This window comes from Paracoccaceae bacterium, assembly GCA_033344815.1.
Classification (GTDB): domain Bacteria; phylum Pseudomonadota; class Alphaproteobacteria; order Rhodobacterales; family Rhodobacteraceae; genus Roseobacter.
Genome location: JAWPMR010000001.1, coordinates 4,907,097 through 4,925,975 on the forward strand (window position 1 = coordinate 4,907,097; position 18,879 = coordinate 4,925,975).

The following is an 18,879-nucleotide window of genomic DNA, read 5'->3' on the forward strand; positions in this document are numbered from 1 at the left end:
GCGCGCACGGTCTTGTGATCATGGTCAACATGAGGCATGTTTGCGCTAACATCAACTGCGGCTTTTGAGCGCCGTTTATCAGGATGATATCACATGGTTTCGCGTGTTATTCCGGTCGACCCTTTCGATCTCGTGATTTTTGGTGGTTCAGGCGATCTGGCACGGCGCAAGATTCTGCCCGGCCTGTTCCGGCGGTTTTGTGCAGGGCAGATGCCGCAGGATGCCCGCGTCATCGGGGCGGCACGTGCCGAGATGAGCGACGCTGAGTATCGCACAATGGCGCATGATGCGATCCTCGAGTTTGGCGACAAGGTCAGCGCGGAATCCGACCAGCTCACGGCTTTCTTGCAAAACCTGGCGTATGTGGCGATTGATGCAAAGGGTGAAAACGGTTGGCGCGCCCTGAAGAGCCACATGCGGCGCGGCGTTGTGCGGGCTTTCTACTTCTCGGTGGCTCCGAGCCTGTTTGGCGATCTGGCCGAACGGTTGAACAATCACGGTCTCACCGATGGCAACAGCCGGATCGTCGTCGAAAAGCCCTTTGGTCGTGATCTGCAGACAGCGAAACAGCTCAATCAGGATCTGGCCGCGTTTTTCGACGAAAGTCAGATTTACCGGATTGATCATTATCTGGGCAAGGAAACGGTGCAGAACCTGATGGCGGTGCGGTTTGGGAATATGCTGTTTGAGCCGCTCTGGAACAGCCAGTTTGTCGATCATATTCAGATCACCGTGGCCGAGACGGTCGGCGTTGGCGGGCGTGGCGATTATTACGACAAATCCGGCGCGATGCGGGATATGGTGCAAAACCATTTGATGCAATTACTGTGTCTGATTGCGATGGAACCGCCGGCGCGGTTTGATCCGGATGCGGTGCGGGATGAAAAGCTGAAGGTCATTCGCGCGCTGGAGCCGGTGGAGCCGCACCACATCGTGCGCGGACAATATGGCGCGGATGCGGAGGATCCGGGCGAACACCCGGATTACCGTACGGCTGCCGGGAACCCCAAATCGACAACCGAGAGTTTCATTGCCTTGAAAACGCACATTGCCAACTGGCGCTGGGCGGGGACACCGTTTTATCTGCGCACCGGCAAGCGTCTGGGCGCGCGCTCCTCGGAGATTTCGATTGTCTTCAAGGACACGCCGCATTCGATTTTCGGCGAGGAAGCCGGGCGCCACCGCAATGTTCTGTCGATCCGCCTGCAGCCCAATGAGGGCATCAAGCTGGGCGTGACGATCAAGGAACCGGGCCCGGGCGGCATGCGGTTGATCGACGTGCCGCTGGACATGACATTTGCGGATGCTTTGGGCGCGGAGGGCAGCGAAAATGTCGATGCCTACGAAAGACTGATCATGGATGTGATCCGGGGCAATCAGACGCTGTTCATGCGTGGTGATGAGGTTGAGGCCGCCTGGGCCTGGACCGATCCGATCATAGAGGGGTGGACAAGCCGCAACGAGGTGCCCAAACCCTATGACAGTCACAGTGCGGGTCCGGATGCATCTGCGCAATTGATGCGTCGGGACGGGCGCGATTGGCGGGAGGTCACCCCATGAAGTTCATCGAAAACGCAGATCGCGACATGGCGATCATGAATGTCGCGCATGCTTTGACCAGTGATTTGCGCAAATGCCTGTTGCAACATGAGTTTGCCAGTTTCGCCGTGCCCGGCGGCACCACGCCCGGCCCGATTTTTGATGCAATGTCTTCGGTGGATATTGACTGGCACCGGGTGCATGTGATGCTGACGGATGAGCGGTGGGTGCCAGAAGATCATGCGCGCTCCAACGCAGGTTTGGTACAGGCGCGTCTGCTGACGGGCAGGGCGGCGGCGGCAACTTTTGTTTCATACTATCGCGATGGCCTGTCGGCTCAGGCGGCCGCGTCGCAAGTGTCTGAGGCCTTGGTCGGTGAGGTGCCGATTTCGGTGCTGCTTTTGGGGATGGGTGCGGATATGCACACGGCTTCGCTTTTTCCGGGCGCGCCGGGTCTGGCGGAGGCGATGGCGCCGGGGGCACCCCTGCTGTGCGCTGTGAGCCCGGAAGATCAGCCTGAAGATCGAATTTCGCTCAGCGCTTCGGCCCTGAACGGGGCCATGGACAAGCATCTGGTGATTTTTGGGCAGGACAAGCGCGCGGCACTGGAGCGCGCCATGACCCTGCCAGCACAAGAAGCGCCGATTGGTGCGGTGATCAATGGGGGGATCGTACATTGGGCAGCCTGAAAACGCAGTGGGCGGCGCTGACAGCCCTTTTTGAGAAAACCCATGATCGTTCAATACTGTCGCTGTTTGATGCGCCCGACCGGGCGGCGGATTTCAGCGCGCAATCGGGCGATATGTTGTTTGACTATTCCAAGACAAACATGGATGCGGAAATCCGCGCCGCGCTGCTGGAGTTGGTGGATGCAGCCGGTGTTGCGGCAAAACGCGAAGCGATGTTTTCCGGTGCGGCGATCAATGACACCGAAGGACGCGCCGTCCTGCACACCGCGCTGCGCAACCTCGATGGCGGGCCGGTACATGTCGACGGGTTCGACGTGATGCCAGGGGTTCATGCAACGCTGGCGCGGATGCGTCTTTATGCCAATCACGTGCGTGACAGCGACATCACCGATGTGGTCAACATTGGGATTGGGGGCTCAGATTTGGGCCCGGCCATGGCGGTACAAGCCCTGGCGCCTTATCATGATGGACCGCGCTGCCATTTTGTCTCCAACGTCGATGGCGCGCATATCGCCGATACGCTGCGCGGGTTGGATGCGAAAACCACGCTTGTGATCGTGGCCTCCAAGACATTCACGACCATTGAGACCATGACCAATGCGCGCACTGCCAAAGCGTGGATGCTGGATCATGGGGGCGATCCGAGCGTGCAGTTTGCCGCCCTTAGTACGTCCGAGGACAAGACCCGCGATTTTGGCATTCCGCCGGAACGGGTGTTCGGGTTTGAGGATTGGGTTGGCGGGCGCTATTCGGTCTGGGGACCCATTGGATTGTCCCTGATGATCGCAATCGGGCCGGATGCCTTTGATGCCTTCCTGCGCGGCGGTCAGGACATGGACCGTCACTTCCAGGCGGCAGAGGGTACGGAAAACCTGCCTGTGATGCTGGCGCTTGTCGGGATCTGGCACGCACAGGTCTGCGGATACGCCAGCCGGGCGGTTTTGCCTTACGATCAACGGCTTGCGCGGCTACCGGATTATTTTCAGCAGCTTGAGATGGAGTCCAATGGCAAGGGCGTTCAGATGGATGGTTCGGACGTTGATGTGTCCAGTGGGCCGATTGTCTGGGGCGCTGCGGGGACAAATGGCCAGCATGCGTTTTATCAGTTGATCCATCAGGGCACGCGCGTCGTGCCTTGTGAGTTCATGATTGCCGCCGAGGGGCATGAGCCTGACCTCGCCCATCACCATCAATTGCTGATCGCCAATTGCCTGGCGCAGTCTGAGGCCTTGATGCGCGGGCGCAACCTCACGGAGGCCCGCGCGAAAATGGCGGATGCGGGTTTGAAGGGTGCGGAATTGGAGCGTCAGGCGCGCCACCGGGTGTTCACCGGGAACAGGCCTTCGGTGACGCTGGCCTATCCGCTGTTGGATCCTTTTGTGCTCGGTCAGATCGTTGCTCTTTATGAGCACCGCGTGTTTGTGGAGGGCGTCATTCTGGGGATCAACTCCTTTGATCAATGGGGGGTGGAGCTTGGCAAGGAACTCGCGACGTCCTTGCAGCCGGTTGTGGAGGGGCAGGTCAATGCATCTGGAAAGGATGGCTCCACCGCAGCGCTGATTGGATTTGTCCACCTGCATCAAGGCCTCATGCCCTGATCCGGGTGGCCTGAAAGCCCACCCTACGGTGACTAACGCATCGGGTAGAGTGTTTCCGGTAAGGTGGGCTTTCAGGCCACCGCTAGCCCTCCTGCACCGCGCCATCCAGCTTGCAAAACCGGTCACGCACCGCCTGCGGAATCGAAAATCGACCGGTGCCGTCGTGGTTGAGCAAAACCAAAACGCAATCAAATGTCGCGCGCAGTGTGCCACCAGACCAGAGCGTTTGGGCCAATGAAAACGAGGTGTTCCGGAACGCCGTGCATCCGCAGGTGACAATGTAGTCCTCATCCATTCGCATTTCCTGGCGGTAGTGGATGTGCCCCGAGCGGATCACAATGCGCGGATCCTGCCCCGTGCCCATATACCGCGAGATCCCCCAATCCTGCGTGTATTTGATGCGCAGCCGTTCAAACCAGTGCATATAGACCGCGTTATTGACGTGGTTCAGCACATCCAGTTCGGAAAACCGGACCTGATCGGCCATGGCCAGCGGCGCAGGAGGATCGATACCCAGATCGGATTGCGTCTGGTGCGACAGCGGTGTGTGGTAGGAAAGCGACATGCTCTTGCCCTAAGGCCTGCGCGCGGATTTGCCAAGACTTGCCAGACCGGTTTCGCCCATGCACTTTAGGTCCTATGGCAGCCCGTAGCAGCGGACCCATTGCTGATAAAACCAAAGGGAGACTTCCATGCTTGGTCAGATGATGACAGCGCCACTTCTGATATCCTCACTCATTGAGCATTCGGAACGCTACCATACGGAAACAGATGTTATCTCTGTGAACACTGGCGGCGGGCAGGAGCGCACAAGCTGGGGTGAGGTCGGCCGCAACGCGCGTCGCCTGGCCAGCGCGCTTGCGGCTTTGGGGCTTGCACCCCAAGCGCGTTGCGCCACCATTGCCTGGAACAACCGCCGGCATCTGGAAATCTACTTTGGCGTATCGGGGGGTGGGTTTGTCTGTCACACCATCAACCCGCGGCTTTTTGCTGAACAACTTGTTTACATCATCAACCATGCCGAGGATGAGGTCTTGTTCATTGATCGGACCTTTGTCCCGTTGGTCGCTGCCATTCGCGGCAAACTCACGACACTCAAACATATCGTGCTGATGGAGGCTGACGTCGGAGATGCCGATGCAAGCGTGCCGGGCATATTGGCCTATGATGATCTGCTGGCCGGGGGCGATCACACCTATGCGTGGCCGCAATTTGACGAAGGGACGGCCTCCAGCCTGTGTTATACATCGGGCACCACCGGCAACCCCAAGGGCGTGCTGTTTTCGCACCGGTCCACGGTGCTGCATAGTTTCGCCTGCAATCTGGCCGACAGTATCGGGTTTTCGGCGATGGATGTCGTTCTGCCCGTGGTGCCGATGTTTCATGTCAATGCCTGGGGATCACCCTATGCCTGCGCGATGGTGGGGGCACGTATGGTTTTGCCGGGGCCGGGGCTGGATGGTCCCTCCCTCGTCAGCTTGATTGATCAGCATAAGGTCAGTGTGGCACTGGGCGTGCCGACCATCTGGCTGGGACTCCTCGGAGAGGCCGAAAAGGCCGGAAGTACACTGGAAAGCCTCAAGAAAACGGTTGTGGGCGGGTCCGCCTGTCCACCTTCGATGATCGAAGCGTTCCGTGAGCGGTACGGGGTGGAGACGATCCACGCCTGGGGTATGACCGAAATGTCTCCGATCGGGTCGGTCAACCAGCCGCTTGCCAAACATATGGACCTTGAGGTGGATGCGCTGCACCGCTTGCGCGAGAATCAGGGTCGCCCGCCCTGGGGCGTTGAACTGGCAATCGTGGATGATCAGGGCCACCCCTTGCCGCATGACGGGGAGACCCAGGGCGAGTTGATGGTGCGGGGCCATTTCATTCTGGACGCCTATTTCCGCTCCACCAGTGCGGAAACCTTGCAAAACGGCTGGTTCAACACAGGAGATGTGGCGACGCTGGACGCGGATGGCTTTCTGAGCATTCGTGACCGCTCAAAAGACATCATTAAATCTGGCGGGGAATGGATCAGCTCGGTAGAGCTTGAGAACATCGCCATCGCCCATCCCAAACTGGCGGACGCGGCGGTGATCGGAGCGCGGCATGCGAAATGGGACGAACGACCCGTGCTCGTGGCGGTGAAAACCGGCGAGGAAGACCCCGGCATCGAAGAGGTCTTGTCCATCTTTGAGGGTAAGATCGCCAAGTGGCAAATCCCTGATACAGTCGTTTTCACGGATGTTTTGCCGCGCAATGCCACCGGCAAGGTGCTGAAACGCACTCTGCGCGAAAAATTCGGTGATGTGTTGATCTGATAAGTTTGCCTTAACGCCTGTTGAATAGGCTTTTGCCCAGACGCAATTCAATCAACATGCGGACGTGCGCAGGGCATTGACCTGTTTTGTCGTATATCGGTGTGAGCAGGGGTATGAGATGAAATGGATGGCACTTGTTATCGCCGCCTTGCCGTGCGCGGGTTTGGCGGGTCCGGATCGTGCTTCGATCCTTTTGGGCACGGAGCATTTTGGCGCTACGGAGGATTTTCGCGAATTCAATCCCGGGCTGTTCCTGACCTGGGAACGAGAGATTTTCGATTACAGCATTGGCGTGTTTCAAAACAGCTATTCCAACGTATCGCCCTTGATTTCAATCGGGTATAACGTCGAAGTTGCACCGGAATTTGAGGTTGGGGCCTTCGCCGCACTGGCACATTATCCCGGAGAAGGGGACCGCTTCAGTCTCGCCGTGGGGGATGTGGTTCCGCTGCTTGGCCTGCAAACGCGGTATCGTAACTTTTTTGCGCAACTGATTCCGTCCGACGGCGACACCGCAGATGCCGTTCTTGCCGTTGGACTGACTTTTGCGTTGAATTGATTGCGTTTCAGTGATGCCGGTGCGCGCGCCACCCGGTATGTTTGTGTCATATGCGCGCGGAAGTGCTTCCGGCGCAGGTTGCTGGGGTTCTGATGTGGTCGGTTCGGCTTGCCTCTAAACCTGGAAGTGAAAAGGTGACTTCCTCCTGTCCCGCCTTTCCCTAAACTAGGACATACCTCAGATGGGGAGGGGCACAGAACCCCGCCGCACGCATCCTTGCGGCGACGGGGTGGTCCCCCGGTGCATAATCGAGACATCCACTTTCCAACGTCATCCCCTGCGCTCACGGTGGCGCGGGAAGCGCGTTGCGTTACGGCTCTAGTTCTGGATGCAAGTGTTGTAGGCCAATCCATTCCTTAAGGGCGCTTTGTGACTGCAATGCCGGAAAGGGTTTTACCTTTGATCGCACGGGTTGACGTCTAGAGGCGTCTCTCCTTTCGGCTCAAGCGGGGCAGATGCCCTGGGATCCTGTTTGCCTAGAAAGATCTGCGAAAATGCCAGTTAACAGTGGCATTTTGTGGCGTTCACTCCTGCGGCTCTGCGAGGTCCGGGGCAGAGATCAAGGGCGTCGTTTCTGGCACATCATAGGAAACGCCTGCGGCAAGCTCTTGCAGGCTGAGCCTCGGACCGATAGACGGGAGATGCTGCGGGTGTAGCTCAATGGTAGAGCTTTTGCTTCCCAAGCAAGTGACGAGGGTTCGATTCCCTTCACCCGCTCCAAAGACCCGGATCGAAGACTGTCTTTTTACGGCAGAAGTGTCGGGATGAACCCTGTGAACCCGCTGAGCGGTCAACGGATCAAAACCATCGGTCAAAATATCACGTGCCCAACCGTCTTTCCGACTTTCGCAGGAGTGCGGTCAAATTTGAGGATAGCGCTTGGCGCGCGTTCAGATGCTTCACGAACTGTGTTGGATCGGGCCCAACCGGACATCACAGGCTCTCTTTTTCTGCTGAGTGCCGCTGATCGTGGGAACAAGGTTGGCCGAGCCTTGCCTCGGTCTATGGGCGCTATGGTCGAAGGCGAGCGGGTTGTGATCCCAAAGCCTACGGGCTGAAAGTTCACTAACCACGTCAAACTGTCCCTCGCGCCGGACCCGGCACTATACCCACCGTACGCCATTTGCCGAAACGCCGTCGATCTCGAACATGTTTGTTGCCGTATTTATCCCAAAAAAGGCGACGTTCACGGTTCCGCCTTTAAGGCCATGTCACGCCAACCACGTCGCCGTTAGAGGAAAAGGCGTGCATCCGATCAAATGGGATTTGGGGACCGACCGTTAAAAACCGCGCTAGACGAAAATTATGGATGCCGCCGCGTGGTGGCGCAGCGGCCCGCGATGCGCGTGCTCCGCTTGCACCCAGCACTATCCTGCTGACAGGTCATTTTACGCTCGTCAGGACATGCCTGTCCTTGGCGCGACGCCATGGCGTATGCCCAAATCGATATATTGACCTACGGTGATCCAACAGTCTGGCCGTGATCAGCGTTGCGGGCTTGAAAAAAGTTGATCTCAGCTGGAACACGCACGCCGTCCGGGGTCTCGAAAGGTGCGAAGGCTGCACGTACGGCTTCGGCAATGGCGAGGCTGTCCTCCGAATTGCCTTGAAAATGTTCAACGGTGCGCGCGGCCGGACCGACGCTTGTCGCCATGTCCGCAACTTCTGAGGGCGTTCCGGTTGGTGCCAGGCGCAAGTTGCAAACATCCGCATGGATCTGTTCATACCCGGCAGCTGCCAGAATCTCGGTGACATGTGCGACATCGCGAAACGCGAAAGGGCCGGGGGCATCGGGATCGACTTTGGGCGGGGCCCCGAGGCGATCGCGCGCCGCGCGGGCCGCTGTTGTGAACCACGGGTTGTTTTCGATCTGCCCCCAGGCGGCAAAGGTGATCCGGGCGCCGGGTTTCAGCGCTTTGATAGTGTTTGAAAATGCCAATACCGGATCGGCAAAGAACATCACACCGAAGCGCGAGATCAAATGATCAAATTGCGCATGTTCAAAGGTATGATCCGTAGCGTCCGCGAGATGAAACCCGACGTTGGACAGACCCGCAGCGCGACGTTGGGCAAGGTCCAACATGGTCGATGAAATATCCACCCCCGTTGCCGCGCCCGTCTCTGTGATGATCTGCGCGGCTTGCAACGTGCTGGCGCCGGTGCCGCAGCCGATGTCGAGCACATGGTCGCCCGGTTTCAAGGCTGCACGCTGCAAGACACCGTCGAGGACGGGTTGCATGAAGGCATCAAGTTCCACCTGTTGCTCAACCCATTTTTGTCCGGCGGCATTGGTCCAGAAGTCTGCCTGATCGGCATTGGCCTCGCTCATGCGCGCCGCCTGCGACGACGCCCGCCGCTTTTGTCATCAGCCCCGCCGCCACCGGTGTTAAACGTCGCCTCGGGCAGGGTCACAATGGAATTGAGGATTGGGAAGGGTTCAACGGCATTCGGGATCGCAGAGGCATTCACGAAATGCTCCTGAAAGCGGGGTTCAATGGCAGTTTCGATTTTGTGGATGGCGCGCACGGTCGCCTCGATCTCGCCGCGCGCGCTGGTGTTCAAAAGCGCAATGCGCGCGCCGGTCCCGGCTGCATTCCCGGCAGAGGTGACCTTGTCCAGCGGCGCGTCCGGTATCATGCCCAGCACCATCGCATGTTTGGTCGAGATATGCGCGCCAAAGGCACCCGCCAAAACCACCCGGTCGACTTTATCCACGCCGAATTTATCCATCAACAGACGCGCGCCAGAGTAGAGTGCGGCCTTGGCCATCTGGATTTCGCGAATGTCGCGGTTGGTGATGGTGATCAGCGGGCCGCCGGTACTGGTGCCGTCATAGACCCGGTAGGAATAGGTGCGTCCGTCCAGAAAACAGCGATCTGACCCGGTCTGTTCCGGCGATCCGATCAGACCCGGTGCATCGACAATGCCGTGGATGCGCATTTCAGCGACCATTTCGATGATGCCGGACCCGCAGATACCGGTGACGCCCGTGGTGGCGATGACATCTTCAAACCCTTCTTCATCAGACCACAGATCCGATCCGATGACCTTGAACCGCGGGGTTTTGGTGACGGGGTGGATTTCGACACGCTCAATGGCACCGGGCGCGGCGCGCTGCCCGGAACTGATCTGTGCGCCCTCAAAGGCGGGACCGGTGGGGGAGGAACAGGCCAGTACTTTTTCGCGGTTGCCCAGCAGGATTTCCGCGTTGGTGCCCACATCAACCACCAGCACCAGATCGTCGGATTTGTCCGGGGTTTCAGACAAGGCCACGGCGGCGGCATCCGCGCCCACATGCCCGGCAATGCAGGGCAGCATATAGATGCGCGCGGAGGGGTGGATGTTGAGTTCCAGATCATCGGCGCGCAGACGCAAGGCGTTGTTTGTGGCCAGCGCAAAAGGGGCCTGCCCAAGTTCAAATGGATCAATGCCCAGCAAAAGGTGGTGCATCACCGGGTTGCAGACAAAGACCGCGTCGACGATCAGCCCTTTGTCGATCTCCGCCTCGGTGGCGATCTGGGTGAACAGACCGCACATGCCTTCGCGCACCGCCTGGGTCATTTCCTCGGCACCGCGCGGGTTCATCATGGAATAGCTGACCCGGCTCATCAGGTCTTCACCAAAGCGGATTTGCGGGTTCATCACGCCAGAAGAGGCCAGCACCTCACCGGTTTGCAAATCACACAGATGGGCCGCGATGGTCGTGGAGCCTAGATCCACCGCCAACCCATAGACCGTGCCATCATAATAGCCCGGCCAGATGTGCATGATGCGGGGGCGGTTTTCTTTATCCCCCAGATGCACGGCAACGGTGACTTTCCAATCGCCCTTGCGCAGGATCGGTTGCATGGACTGCAGAATATGCAGGTCTGCGGTGACTTTGGACACGCCCCACTGCGTTTTCAGCGCGTCGCGCAGACGTTCGAGATCGCCTGACGGGTCGTGCATGTCAGGCTCTGCCACTTCGACGTAATAAAGCTTGGTGGAAGGGTCGAGCACGATATCGCGCACTTCGGCGCGTTTGCGCACCACCTGTTTGTGCACCTGACTTTCGGGGGGCACATCGATGACCACGTCGCCCTGAACCGCCGCCTGACAGCCCAGACGGCGGCCCGTTTTCAAACCACGTTTGTCCTGGTAACGCTGCTCGACCTTGTTCCATGCAGACAGCGCATTGTCCTGCACCGTGACGCCGTGTTTGGAAAATTCGCCATAGCTGGGCGTGATCTGGCATTTCGAACAGATCCCGCGTCCACCACAGACGGAATCCAGATCGACTCCCAATTGTCGCGCCGCTGTCAGGATTGGCGTGCCGATCGGGAACCGTCCGCGTTTGCCCGAGGGGGTGAACACCACGAGAGGATCATTGGTCATTGTTTGCAGTCACCTGTCTTGCTTTGGCCCCAGAATATCGGCGGTGCGCCGTTCTGAACGCTCCTCAGCGTCACTTAATACGCTTGAGGCGGCATCGCCTGCCTGAAATCGTCATATTCATTATGAAATCTGTGTCAGGGACGCAGTTTGGGGGCGGAAGCGCGCGCATGAAAGATGAACCCAAGCAGGTTCAAAAGGATTTGGGCCGCCAGAATGGACGTTGATCCGGATGGATCATAATCCGGGGCAACTTCAACCAGATCAATGCCAATGATGTAGTGGTTCTGGGCGACGCTTTGCAGCAATTCCAGCACTTCGTAATAGAGGAACCCGCCATGGCTGGGCGTCCCGGTGCCGGGCGCGATGGAAGGACAGAAGGCGTCGATATCCAAGGTGATGTAAACCGGGGTTCCCTGTGGGATCGTGGCCGCGACCCCGTCTGTGCCCATCTGGCGGGCTTGTCGCACGGAAATGATGTGCGAGCCCATGGCGCGGGCGTCTGAATACCCCTCACGCGCGGTGGAGCTGACGTTGCGGATGCCAACCTGAGTGAGCCCGCTGACGTAGGCGTGCTCGGCCGCACGGCGCATCGGATTGCCATGACCATTGCGCACCCCGTGGCGTTCATCCACGAAATCCAGATGCGCATCGATCTGCAACACATGGAACGCGTCACCTGTATAATCCTTGCCGTCAAAGGCGCGGATACAGGGGATGTTGATCGAATGATCGCCGCCAATCACCACAGGCAATGCGCCAGCGCCCAGGGCAGCGCGCACGCCCGCCTCGATGTTGGCATGGCTGCGCATCGTGTCGGTGTGCACGATATCCGCATCGCCCATGTCCACAATGCGCACATCGGCCGGTAGGTATGTTGCATCATCCTCGTGATCGTAAGCGCCGGCATGCCCGAAACTGAACAGGGTTGAGGCTTCTCGCACGCCGCGCGGCCCGAATCGCGCGCCCGCGCGGTATTGCGTCCCGGCATCAAAAGGCGCGCCCAGCACCGCGACATCGGCGTCCATGGCATGCCAGTCCGCGACATAGGGGCGCTTGGCAAAAGTTGAAATGCCCACAAACGGCAGATCCAGTCTGCCCGCGTCGTACCCATGTCCGCTCATATGGTTCTCCTGATGCGCCCGCGTCATAAATGTGCTCAGGGTCAACATCCGGCCTGTGCGGCAGTTTGGCAATGGGGTCGCAGCGCAGATTTAAGCCTTTTCATTTTTGCCGCGCCGTGAAATAGGAAACTGCCAAATGAGACACTCCCGAAGCGAGGTTGCTATGGAGATTCGTGAGGCCCTGACCTTTGATGATGTACTGTTGGTGCCGGGGGCATCTTCGGTTCTGCCGTCCACTGCGGACACCCGCACGCGCGTGACCCGCGCGATCACCATGAACATTCCTCTTTTGAGTTCGGCGATGGACACCGTGACGGAGGGACGCATGGCAATTGCCATGGCGCAGGCGGGGGGCATCGGCGTCTTGCACCGTAACCTGAGCATTGAAGAGCAGGCGCGCGAAGTGCGCCGGGTCAAGCGATTTGAGAGCGGAATCGTGTATAGCCCGATCACTCTGCGCGCAGATCAGACCCTTGCCGATGCCAAGGCTCTGCAGGATCGGTACCGTGTCACCGGCTTTCCGGTTGTAGACGCGCAAGGCCGGGTCGTGGGCATTGTGACCAACCGCGACATGCGTTTTGCCAGCGATGATGCCACGCCGGTTTCGGTGATGATGAGCCATGACAATCTGGCGATCCTGCATGAACCGGCAGACCGCGAAGAAGCCATCAGCCTGATGAAGGCGCGCCGCATCGAAAAGCTGTTGATCACCGATAAGGACGGCAAGCTGACGGGGTTGTTGACGCTGAAGGATACTGAACAGGCGGTGTTGAACCCGACCGCGTGCAAGGATGCCTTGGGGCGTTTGCGGGTTGCCGCGGCTACCACTGTGGGGGATGCGGGATTTGAGCGCTCACAGGCGCTGGTGGATGCTGGTGCGGATATGATCGTGATTGATACCGCGCACGGGCATTCCGAAGGGGTCGCTATTGCGGTGCGCCGGGCCAAGGAACTCTCCAATGAGGTTCAGATCGTGGCGGGCAATGTCGCCACGGGCGAGGCCACCCGAGCGCTGATTGATGCCGGGGCGGATGCGGTCAAGGTCGGGATTGGGCCGGGCTCCATTTGCACCACGCGGATGGTGGCAGGTGTAGGTGTTCCGCAGCTGACTGCAATCATGGACTGTGCCTTGGCAGCCGGGGAAACGCCGGTGATCGCGGATGGTGGCATCAAGTTTTCAGGTGATTTCGCCAAAGCCATTGCGGCGGGCGCCTCCTGTGCCATGGTCGGCAGCATGATGGCAGGTACCGATGAAAGCCCCGGCGAGGTGATCCTCTATCAGGGCCGCAGCTTCAAGAGTTTTCGTGGCATGGGCTCGCTCGGGGCGATGGCAAGCGGATCCGCGGATCGCTATTTCCAGAAAGATGCCGCCAGCGACAAGCTGGTCCCGGAAGGGATAGAAGGGCAGGTTGCTTACAAAGGTACGGCCGGGGCGGTATTGCACCAACTGGTTGGGGGCTTGCGCGCCGCGATGGGCTACACCGGATGCGCAACGGTGGATGAAATGCGCACCAATTGCAATTTCGTCAAGATCACCGGTGCAGGCCTCAAGGAAAGCCACGTGCATGACGTGCAGATCACGCGTGAAAGTCCGAATTACCGGGTCGGCTGATGCGGGTCTGGTCTGAGTGTGCGCGCGGGATGTTTCCGTGACGCCCGGTGCGCGGGTGGCAGCGGCCATCGAAATTCTTGATGTGATCGGGTCTGGTGCGGCTGCCGAACAGGCGTTGACGCGCTGGGCGCGCGCCAGCAGATATGCGGGGTCCAAGGATCGGGCAGCAGTGCGTGATCACGTCTATGATGTGCTGCGCACCAAGAGATCTGCCGCCCATTTGGGGGGCGGGGAGGCGGGCCGCGCGTTGATGATCGGTTTGCTGAGGTTGCAGGGCCAGACGCCAGACAGTTTCTTTACAGGCGAGGGGCATGCCCCTGCGCCGCTTTCAGAAACGGAATGCCGGGTGCCGGGAAAGTCCGAGGCGCAGGGCGATGACTGGAATCTGCCGGATTGGATTATCCCAGAGTTCGAACGCAGTCTCGGCGATCAGGCCTATGCAACCGCGCAGGCCTTGGCGCAACGTGCGCCCGTCACACTGCGGGTGAACCTGACGAAAACCACCCGCTCAGAGGCCATCGCGGCGCTGCAGGCTGAGGGTGTTGAGACCGAAGTGAACCCGCTGGCGGAAACCGCACTGACCGCCACCACCGGTGCGCGGCGCCTACGAAACAGCGCTGCCTATCAGGAGGGGCTGGTCGAGCTTCAGGATGGTGCGTCCCAAGCGATGATCGCAGATTTGCCCGACGGTGTGCGATGTCTTGATTTTTGTGCCGGGGGGGGTGGCAAAGCCCTCGCCATGGCGGCGCAGGGGCGTGACGTCAGCGCGCATGACAGTGACCCCTCGCGGATGCGGGATTTGTCGGCCCGTGCAAAACGGGCGGGAACGCAGATTTCCGAGATCGCGACATCGCAGCTTGCGTCGGTGAGCGCTTTCGATCTGGTGCTCTGTGATGCACCGTGTTCCGGAAGCGGGTCCTGGCGGCGCGCGCCGCACGCCAAGTGGCGCCTCGACCCGCAGCGCTTGCAGGAGCTCACCCAAATTCAGGACAGCATCCTGCAGGATGCGGCGGAATTGGTTCATCCGTCAGGCACGCTGGTCTATGCCACATGTTCTGTCCTCAAGTCAGAAAACGAAGATCGAATCGCCGCATTTGTCCGGCGAAACCCCCAGTGGAACTGCAATTTCGAGCGCCGGTTGGGCGTAACGGACACAGGTGACGGATTTTTTTCTGCACACTTGACGCGCGTGTTGAGCTGATCATACTCAACCTTGGCGCGCATAGCTTTCGTGGTTAAGCCAAGCTTAATACCTGCGGCGCGTAAATGCTTGAGCGATTCGAAACCACCGGGGGAGTCCAATTTTGCCGCGCAGCGCTTTATCACCGTCCAGATTGACCCGCGTTGCCCTGAATGCACAAAAGCGACTCGGCGCCCTTGTTCTGATTGCGCTGCTGCTGGCGGGTCTCGGGGCTGTCGCGCCCGATGTGATCCTGCGCAAAGCGCTTCTCGCGGCCAGCCTGTCCCTGATGGTGCTCAGCGGCGTCCTGATGTGGCTGTCGCATCGCTTCAAAGCGGGCAACGCCAGCATCATTGCCACCCTGTCCGAATTCATCAGCAAAGATGCCGCGCCGAGCTTTCTGGCGGATGGTGAGGGAAAGATCCTGTCGGCCAATCTGGCGGCGCGCAAACGCTTTGATGCGGAACTTGACACAACCGTCAACGGCACGCTCCAAAATACACTGGCCAATCCGGGCGGGATCATGTTTCGCCTGCAAACCCGGTCTGATGCCGAAGGATCTGCGCGTGAGGATCTGGTCACACGCCGCGGTCACATTCGCCTGTCCGTGCATCGCACCGGCACAGGGACTTATCTGTGGCGTCTTGAGGATGTTCCCAATGTGCAGCAGGGCACCGATGGCCCGATGCTGCCAATGCTTCTGGTGGGGCGCACTAATGCTGTTTTATACATGAACGAACAGGCGCGAAAACTGGCTGGCGGTCGCATCAAGACACTGGACCGGCTGTTTAAACATGTGCCCGTTGTACCGGGAACAGTTTGTGACATCACCGGTGTGGAAGGCCCTACGCGCGCGCTGGTCAGCGAAGTGGACGCGGGGGCGGGACGACGCGCCTTGTATTTGCTGCCACCGGGTGCGGAAACCCTGGCAAAAGATGGCTGGAATGTGTTTCAGGACCTGCCGGTCCCCTTGCTCAAAGTCAGCCCTGAAGGGGACGTTCAGGCCTACAACAGACTGGCCGCCGGGCTGATTGGTGTTTCCCTCAAAAACAAGGTGCACCTGTCGGATCTCATGGAAGGGTTGGGGCGCTCGATTTCGGGCTGGCTGGCTGAAACTTTGCTTGGGCGTGCCACGCAGCAGTCCGAATTTCTGCGCCTCAAACGCACAGACAAGGAAGTCTTCGTCCAGGTCACGCTCAACCGTGTCACCGAAGAGGGCAAGCCCGCATTGATTGCGGTACTCAACGATGCCACGGAACTGAAATCGCTTGAGGCGCAATTTGTCCAAAGCCAGAAAATGCAGGCCATCGGGCAGTTGGCAGGCGGCGTTGCCCATGATTTCAACAACCTGCTGACCGCGATTTCGGGACATTGTGATCTGCTGCTGCTGCGCCACGATCAGGGGGATCCGGACTTCAGTGATCTGGTCCAGATCAACCAGAATGCCAACCGCGCGGCCGCCCTTGTCGGGCAGTTGCTGGCGTTTTCGCGCAAGCAGACGCTGCGCCCTGAAACGCTCGACATGCGTGATACGCTGTCTGATCTGACCCATCTCCTCAATCGCCTCGTGGGCGAAAAAATCACACTCACGCTGAGCCATGACCCGGTTCTGCCGCCCATTCGTGCAGATAAACGCCAGTTGGAACAGGTCTTGATGAATCTGGTGGTTAATGCGCGCGATGCGATGAAACAGGGCGGCGAAATACGCATTGTCACCGAAAGTACAAAGCTCTCTGATCCGTTGGAACGGGACCGGGTGACTGTACCCAGTGGTCGATATGTCACTGTTCAGGTGTCTGATGACGGCGTCGGTATTGCCTCTGACAAGCTGCAAAAAGTGTTTGAGCCCTTTTTTACCACCAAGCGCACGGGGGAGGGCACTGGGCTGGGTCTGTCAACGGCCTATGGCATCATCAAGCAAACGGGCGGGTATATTTTTGTCGACAGCACGGTGGGCGCCGGCACAAAATTCACGCTCTATTTTCCGGTTCTGGAAGACACCGAAGTACTGGCCCCGGTCGCAAAACAGGTCAAAGCCAAGCCCGCCGCCAAACATGGAGATGGCGTGATTTTGCTGGTGGAAGATGAGGCCCCGGTGCGCGCCTTTGCCAGCCGCGCGCTGCGTCTGAGGGGGTATACCGTCCTTGAGGCCGATTCTGCGGAGGCCGCTTTGAAAACACTGGAGGATTCTTCCCTCAACATTGACGTCTTTGTCACGGATGTGGTGATGCCCGGCATGGATGGGCCGAGCTGGGTGCGTGAAGCCCTGAAAGAACGTCCCGGCGTGCGGGTCGTTTTCGTGTCGGGCTACGCCGAGGACAGTTTTGGCGAGACGCAGATCAAAATCCCGAACTCGGTATTCCTTCCCAAACCCTTTTCGCTGAGCGATTTGACCGACACGGTGCATCGGCAACTGCACTGAATGCACATCACCATTGGTTTATGTCTGGTGTCTTGGGCCCGGATCTGACCCAGCGGGCGGATATCAGGTGATTTCGCCGGAAATGATTGTGTAAGGCCGCCGCAAGAGCAGGTTCTTCCCACATAGGCATCTCGCCCGCGAAAAGATTAAGAATGTACCGCAAATAATTGTTTTAAAATGATACTTACAGCTTTTTCGTTGATGCCGTCAGAATCCTCTCAGACCTAAACCCCTCTTTAACCAGATTCGGATCAAGATAGTTTAGTGAAATTTTGATTGAAATGTTCTCTTTTTGGTCTCATAAGGAACGTAATGAGAACATCCTGATTTTGCGGAGGCGGCCTCATTGCCGACTTTCGTGAAGTGTGACACAAAAAGGAAACGCAATGGGAACGGCAGATTTATTGAGCATGACCAACAAGAAGACAGCAGACAAACAAAAAGCGCTCGATTCTGCGCTGGCCCAGATTGAACGCCAGTTTGGCAAGGGTTCGATCATGAAGCTGGGTCAGGAAGGTGCCGTGCAGGATATCAAATCCAGTTCAACCGGTTCCCTTGGCCTCGATATCGCGCTGGGAATTGGCGGCTTGCCAATGGGCCGCATCGTTGAGATTTACGGCCCGGAAAGCTCTGGCAAGACAACGCTGACGCTGCATTGCGTCGCCGAGCAGCAAAAAGCCGGCGGCGTCTGTGCCTTTGTAGATGCAGAGCACGCGCTTGATCCGACCTACGCCAAGAAGTTGGGCGTGGATCTGGATGAACTCCTGATCAGCCAGCCGGACACAGGGGAACAAGCCCTGGAAATCACCGACACGCTTGTGCGTTCGGGCGCGGTCAACATGGTCATTGTCGATTCGGTTGCCGCCCTGACACCCAAGTCCGAGCTTGAAGGTGATATGGGCGACAGTTCCGTGGGCGTTCAGGCGCGCTTGATGAGCCAGGCGATGCGCAAACTGACCGGCTCTATCAGTCGCAGCAATTGCATGGTGATCTTCATTAACCAGATCCGGATGAAGATCGGCGTCATGTTCGGCTCACCCGAAACGACCACTGGCGGCAACGCGTTGAAATTCTATTCCTCCGTGCGTCTGGACATTCGCCGTATTGGCGCACTCAAGGACCGCGATGAAATCGTTGGCAACCACACCCGCGTAAAGGTCGTGAAAAACAAGGTCGCAGCGCCATTCAAGCAGGTTGAATTCGACATCATGTATGGCGAAGGCATCTCGAAAATGGGCGAGTTGCTCGATCTGGGCGTGGCCGCCGGTGTGGTCGATAAATCCGGCTCGTGGTTCAGCTATGGAGACGAACGCATCGGGCAGGGACGCGAGAACGCCAAGGGGTTCCTGCGCGAGAACGTACAGATGGCGCTGGACATCGAGGATAAAATTCGCGCGGCACATGGTCTGGATTTTGATATGCCAGAGGGCGAACGCAAAGAGGATGACGACATCCTCGAGGCCTGAGCCTTGCAGT

At 58.7% G+C, this 18,879-nt stretch carries 13 protein-coding genes and 1 tRNA gene; 10 read left to right on the forward strand and 4 right to left on the reverse strand.

The window, feature by feature from the left end; translation table 11 throughout:
• Positions 1-93 precede the first annotated feature (93 nt).
• From zwf to pgi, 3 genes are read left to right on the forward strand one after another with little or no spacing between them, the layout of a single operon-like run.
• Positions 94-1,560, forward strand: coding sequence for a glucose-6-phosphate dehydrogenase (zwf, locus tag R8G34_22780; GenBank protein MDW3225680.1), 1,467 nt, complete (start codon positions 94-96; stop codon positions 1,558-1,560).
• Positions 1,557-2,228, forward strand: a complete 672-nt coding sequence (gene pgl, locus R8G34_22785) for a 6-phosphogluconolactonase (GenBank protein ID MDW3225681.1) — start codon at positions 1,557-1,559, stop codon at positions 2,226-2,228. The genes zwf and pgl overlap by 4 nt, the downstream gene beginning before the upstream one ends.
• A complete protein-coding gene (gene pgi, locus R8G34_22790; protein MDW3225682.1) occupies positions 2,225-3,826 on the forward strand; it encodes a glucose-6-phosphate isomerase in 1,602 nt (533 codons plus the stop codon). The genes pgl and pgi overlap by 4 nt, the downstream gene beginning before the upstream one ends.
• Before the next feature lie 82 nt (positions 3,827-3,908).
• On the opposite strand, the gene R8G34_22795 is transcribed toward pgi, so the two are convergent.
• The gene (locus R8G34_22795; GenBank protein MDW3225683.1) at positions 3,909-4,391 is read right to left on the reverse strand and encodes a thioesterase family protein; all 483 of its coding nucleotides are present in this window, start codon (positions 4,389-4,391) and stop codon (positions 3,909-3,911) included.
• 127 nt (positions 4,392-4,518) lie between these two features.
• Between R8G34_22795 and R8G34_22800 the strand changes: the two genes are divergently transcribed.
• From R8G34_22800 to R8G34_22810, 3 genes are all read left to right on the forward strand, one after another.
• Positions 4,519-6,135 carry a long-chain-fatty-acid--CoA ligase gene (locus tag R8G34_22800; protein MDW3225684.1) on the forward strand — a complete coding sequence of 539 codons (1,617 nt, stop codon included), beginning with the start codon at positions 4,519-4,521 and terminating at the stop codon, positions 6,133-6,135.
• Positions 6,136-6,262: 127 nt separating this feature from the next.
• Complete coding sequence (locus tag R8G34_22805; protein MDW3225685.1) at positions 6,263-6,694, forward strand: hypothetical protein; 432 nt, start codon at positions 6,263-6,265, stop codon at positions 6,692-6,694.
• A gap of 646 nt (positions 6,695-7,340) precedes the next feature.
• A tRNA-Gly gene (locus R8G34_22810) sits at positions 7,341-7,414 on the forward strand.
• Positions 7,415-8,150: 736 nt separating this feature from the next.
• Here the strand turns inward: R8G34_22810 and R8G34_22815 are convergent.
• The 3 genes from R8G34_22815 to speB all read right to left on the reverse strand — a co-directional run bounded on the left by R8G34_22815 (position 8,151) and on the right by speB (position 12,189).
• Positions 8,151-9,023, reverse strand: coding sequence for a class I SAM-dependent methyltransferase (locus tag R8G34_22815; GenBank protein ID MDW3225686.1), 873 nt, complete (start codon positions 9,021-9,023; stop codon positions 8,151-8,153).
• Positions 9,020-11,068: an ASKHA domain-containing protein gene (locus R8G34_22820; protein MDW3225687.1), complete on the reverse strand. Its 2,049-nt coding sequence runs from the start codon at positions 11,066-11,068 to the stop codon at positions 9,020-9,022. Before R8G34_22820 ends, R8G34_22815 begins: the two co-directional genes overlap by 4 nt.
• Positions 11,069-11,202: 134 nt before the next feature.
• A complete protein-coding gene (gene speB / locus R8G34_22825) occupies positions 11,203-12,189 on the reverse strand; it encodes an agmatinase (protein ID MDW3225688.1) in 987 nt (328 codons plus the stop codon).
• Positions 12,190-12,352: 163 nt separating this feature from the next.
• Between speB and guaB the strand changes: the two genes are divergently transcribed.
• The 4 genes from guaB to recA all read left to right on the forward strand — a co-directional run bounded on the left by guaB (position 12,353) and on the right by recA (position 18,869).
• Positions 12,353-13,801, forward strand: coding sequence for an IMP dehydrogenase (gene guaB / locus R8G34_22830; GenBank protein MDW3225689.1), 1,449 nt, complete (start codon positions 12,353-12,355; stop codon positions 13,799-13,801).
• Positions 13,802-13,838: 37 nt separating this feature from the next.
• The gene (locus R8G34_22835; GenBank protein MDW3225690.1) at positions 13,839-15,002 is read left to right on the forward strand and encodes an RsmB/NOP family class I SAM-dependent RNA methyltransferase; all 1,164 of its coding nucleotides are present in this window, start codon (positions 13,839-13,841) and stop codon (positions 15,000-15,002) included.
• Between the two features lie 133 nt (positions 15,003-15,135).
• On the forward strand, positions 15,136-17,403 hold the full coding sequence (locus R8G34_22840) for an ATP-binding protein (GenBank protein MDW3225691.1): 2,268 nt from the start codon (positions 15,136-15,138) through the stop codon (positions 17,401-17,403).
• Between the two features lie 386 nt (positions 17,404-17,789).
• Positions 17,790-18,869 carry a recombinase RecA gene (recA, locus tag R8G34_22845; GenBank protein ID MDW3225692.1) on the forward strand — a complete coding sequence of 360 codons (1,080 nt, stop codon included), beginning with the start codon at positions 17,790-17,792 and terminating at the stop codon, positions 18,867-18,869.
• Positions 18,870-18,879 lie beyond the last annotated feature (10 nt).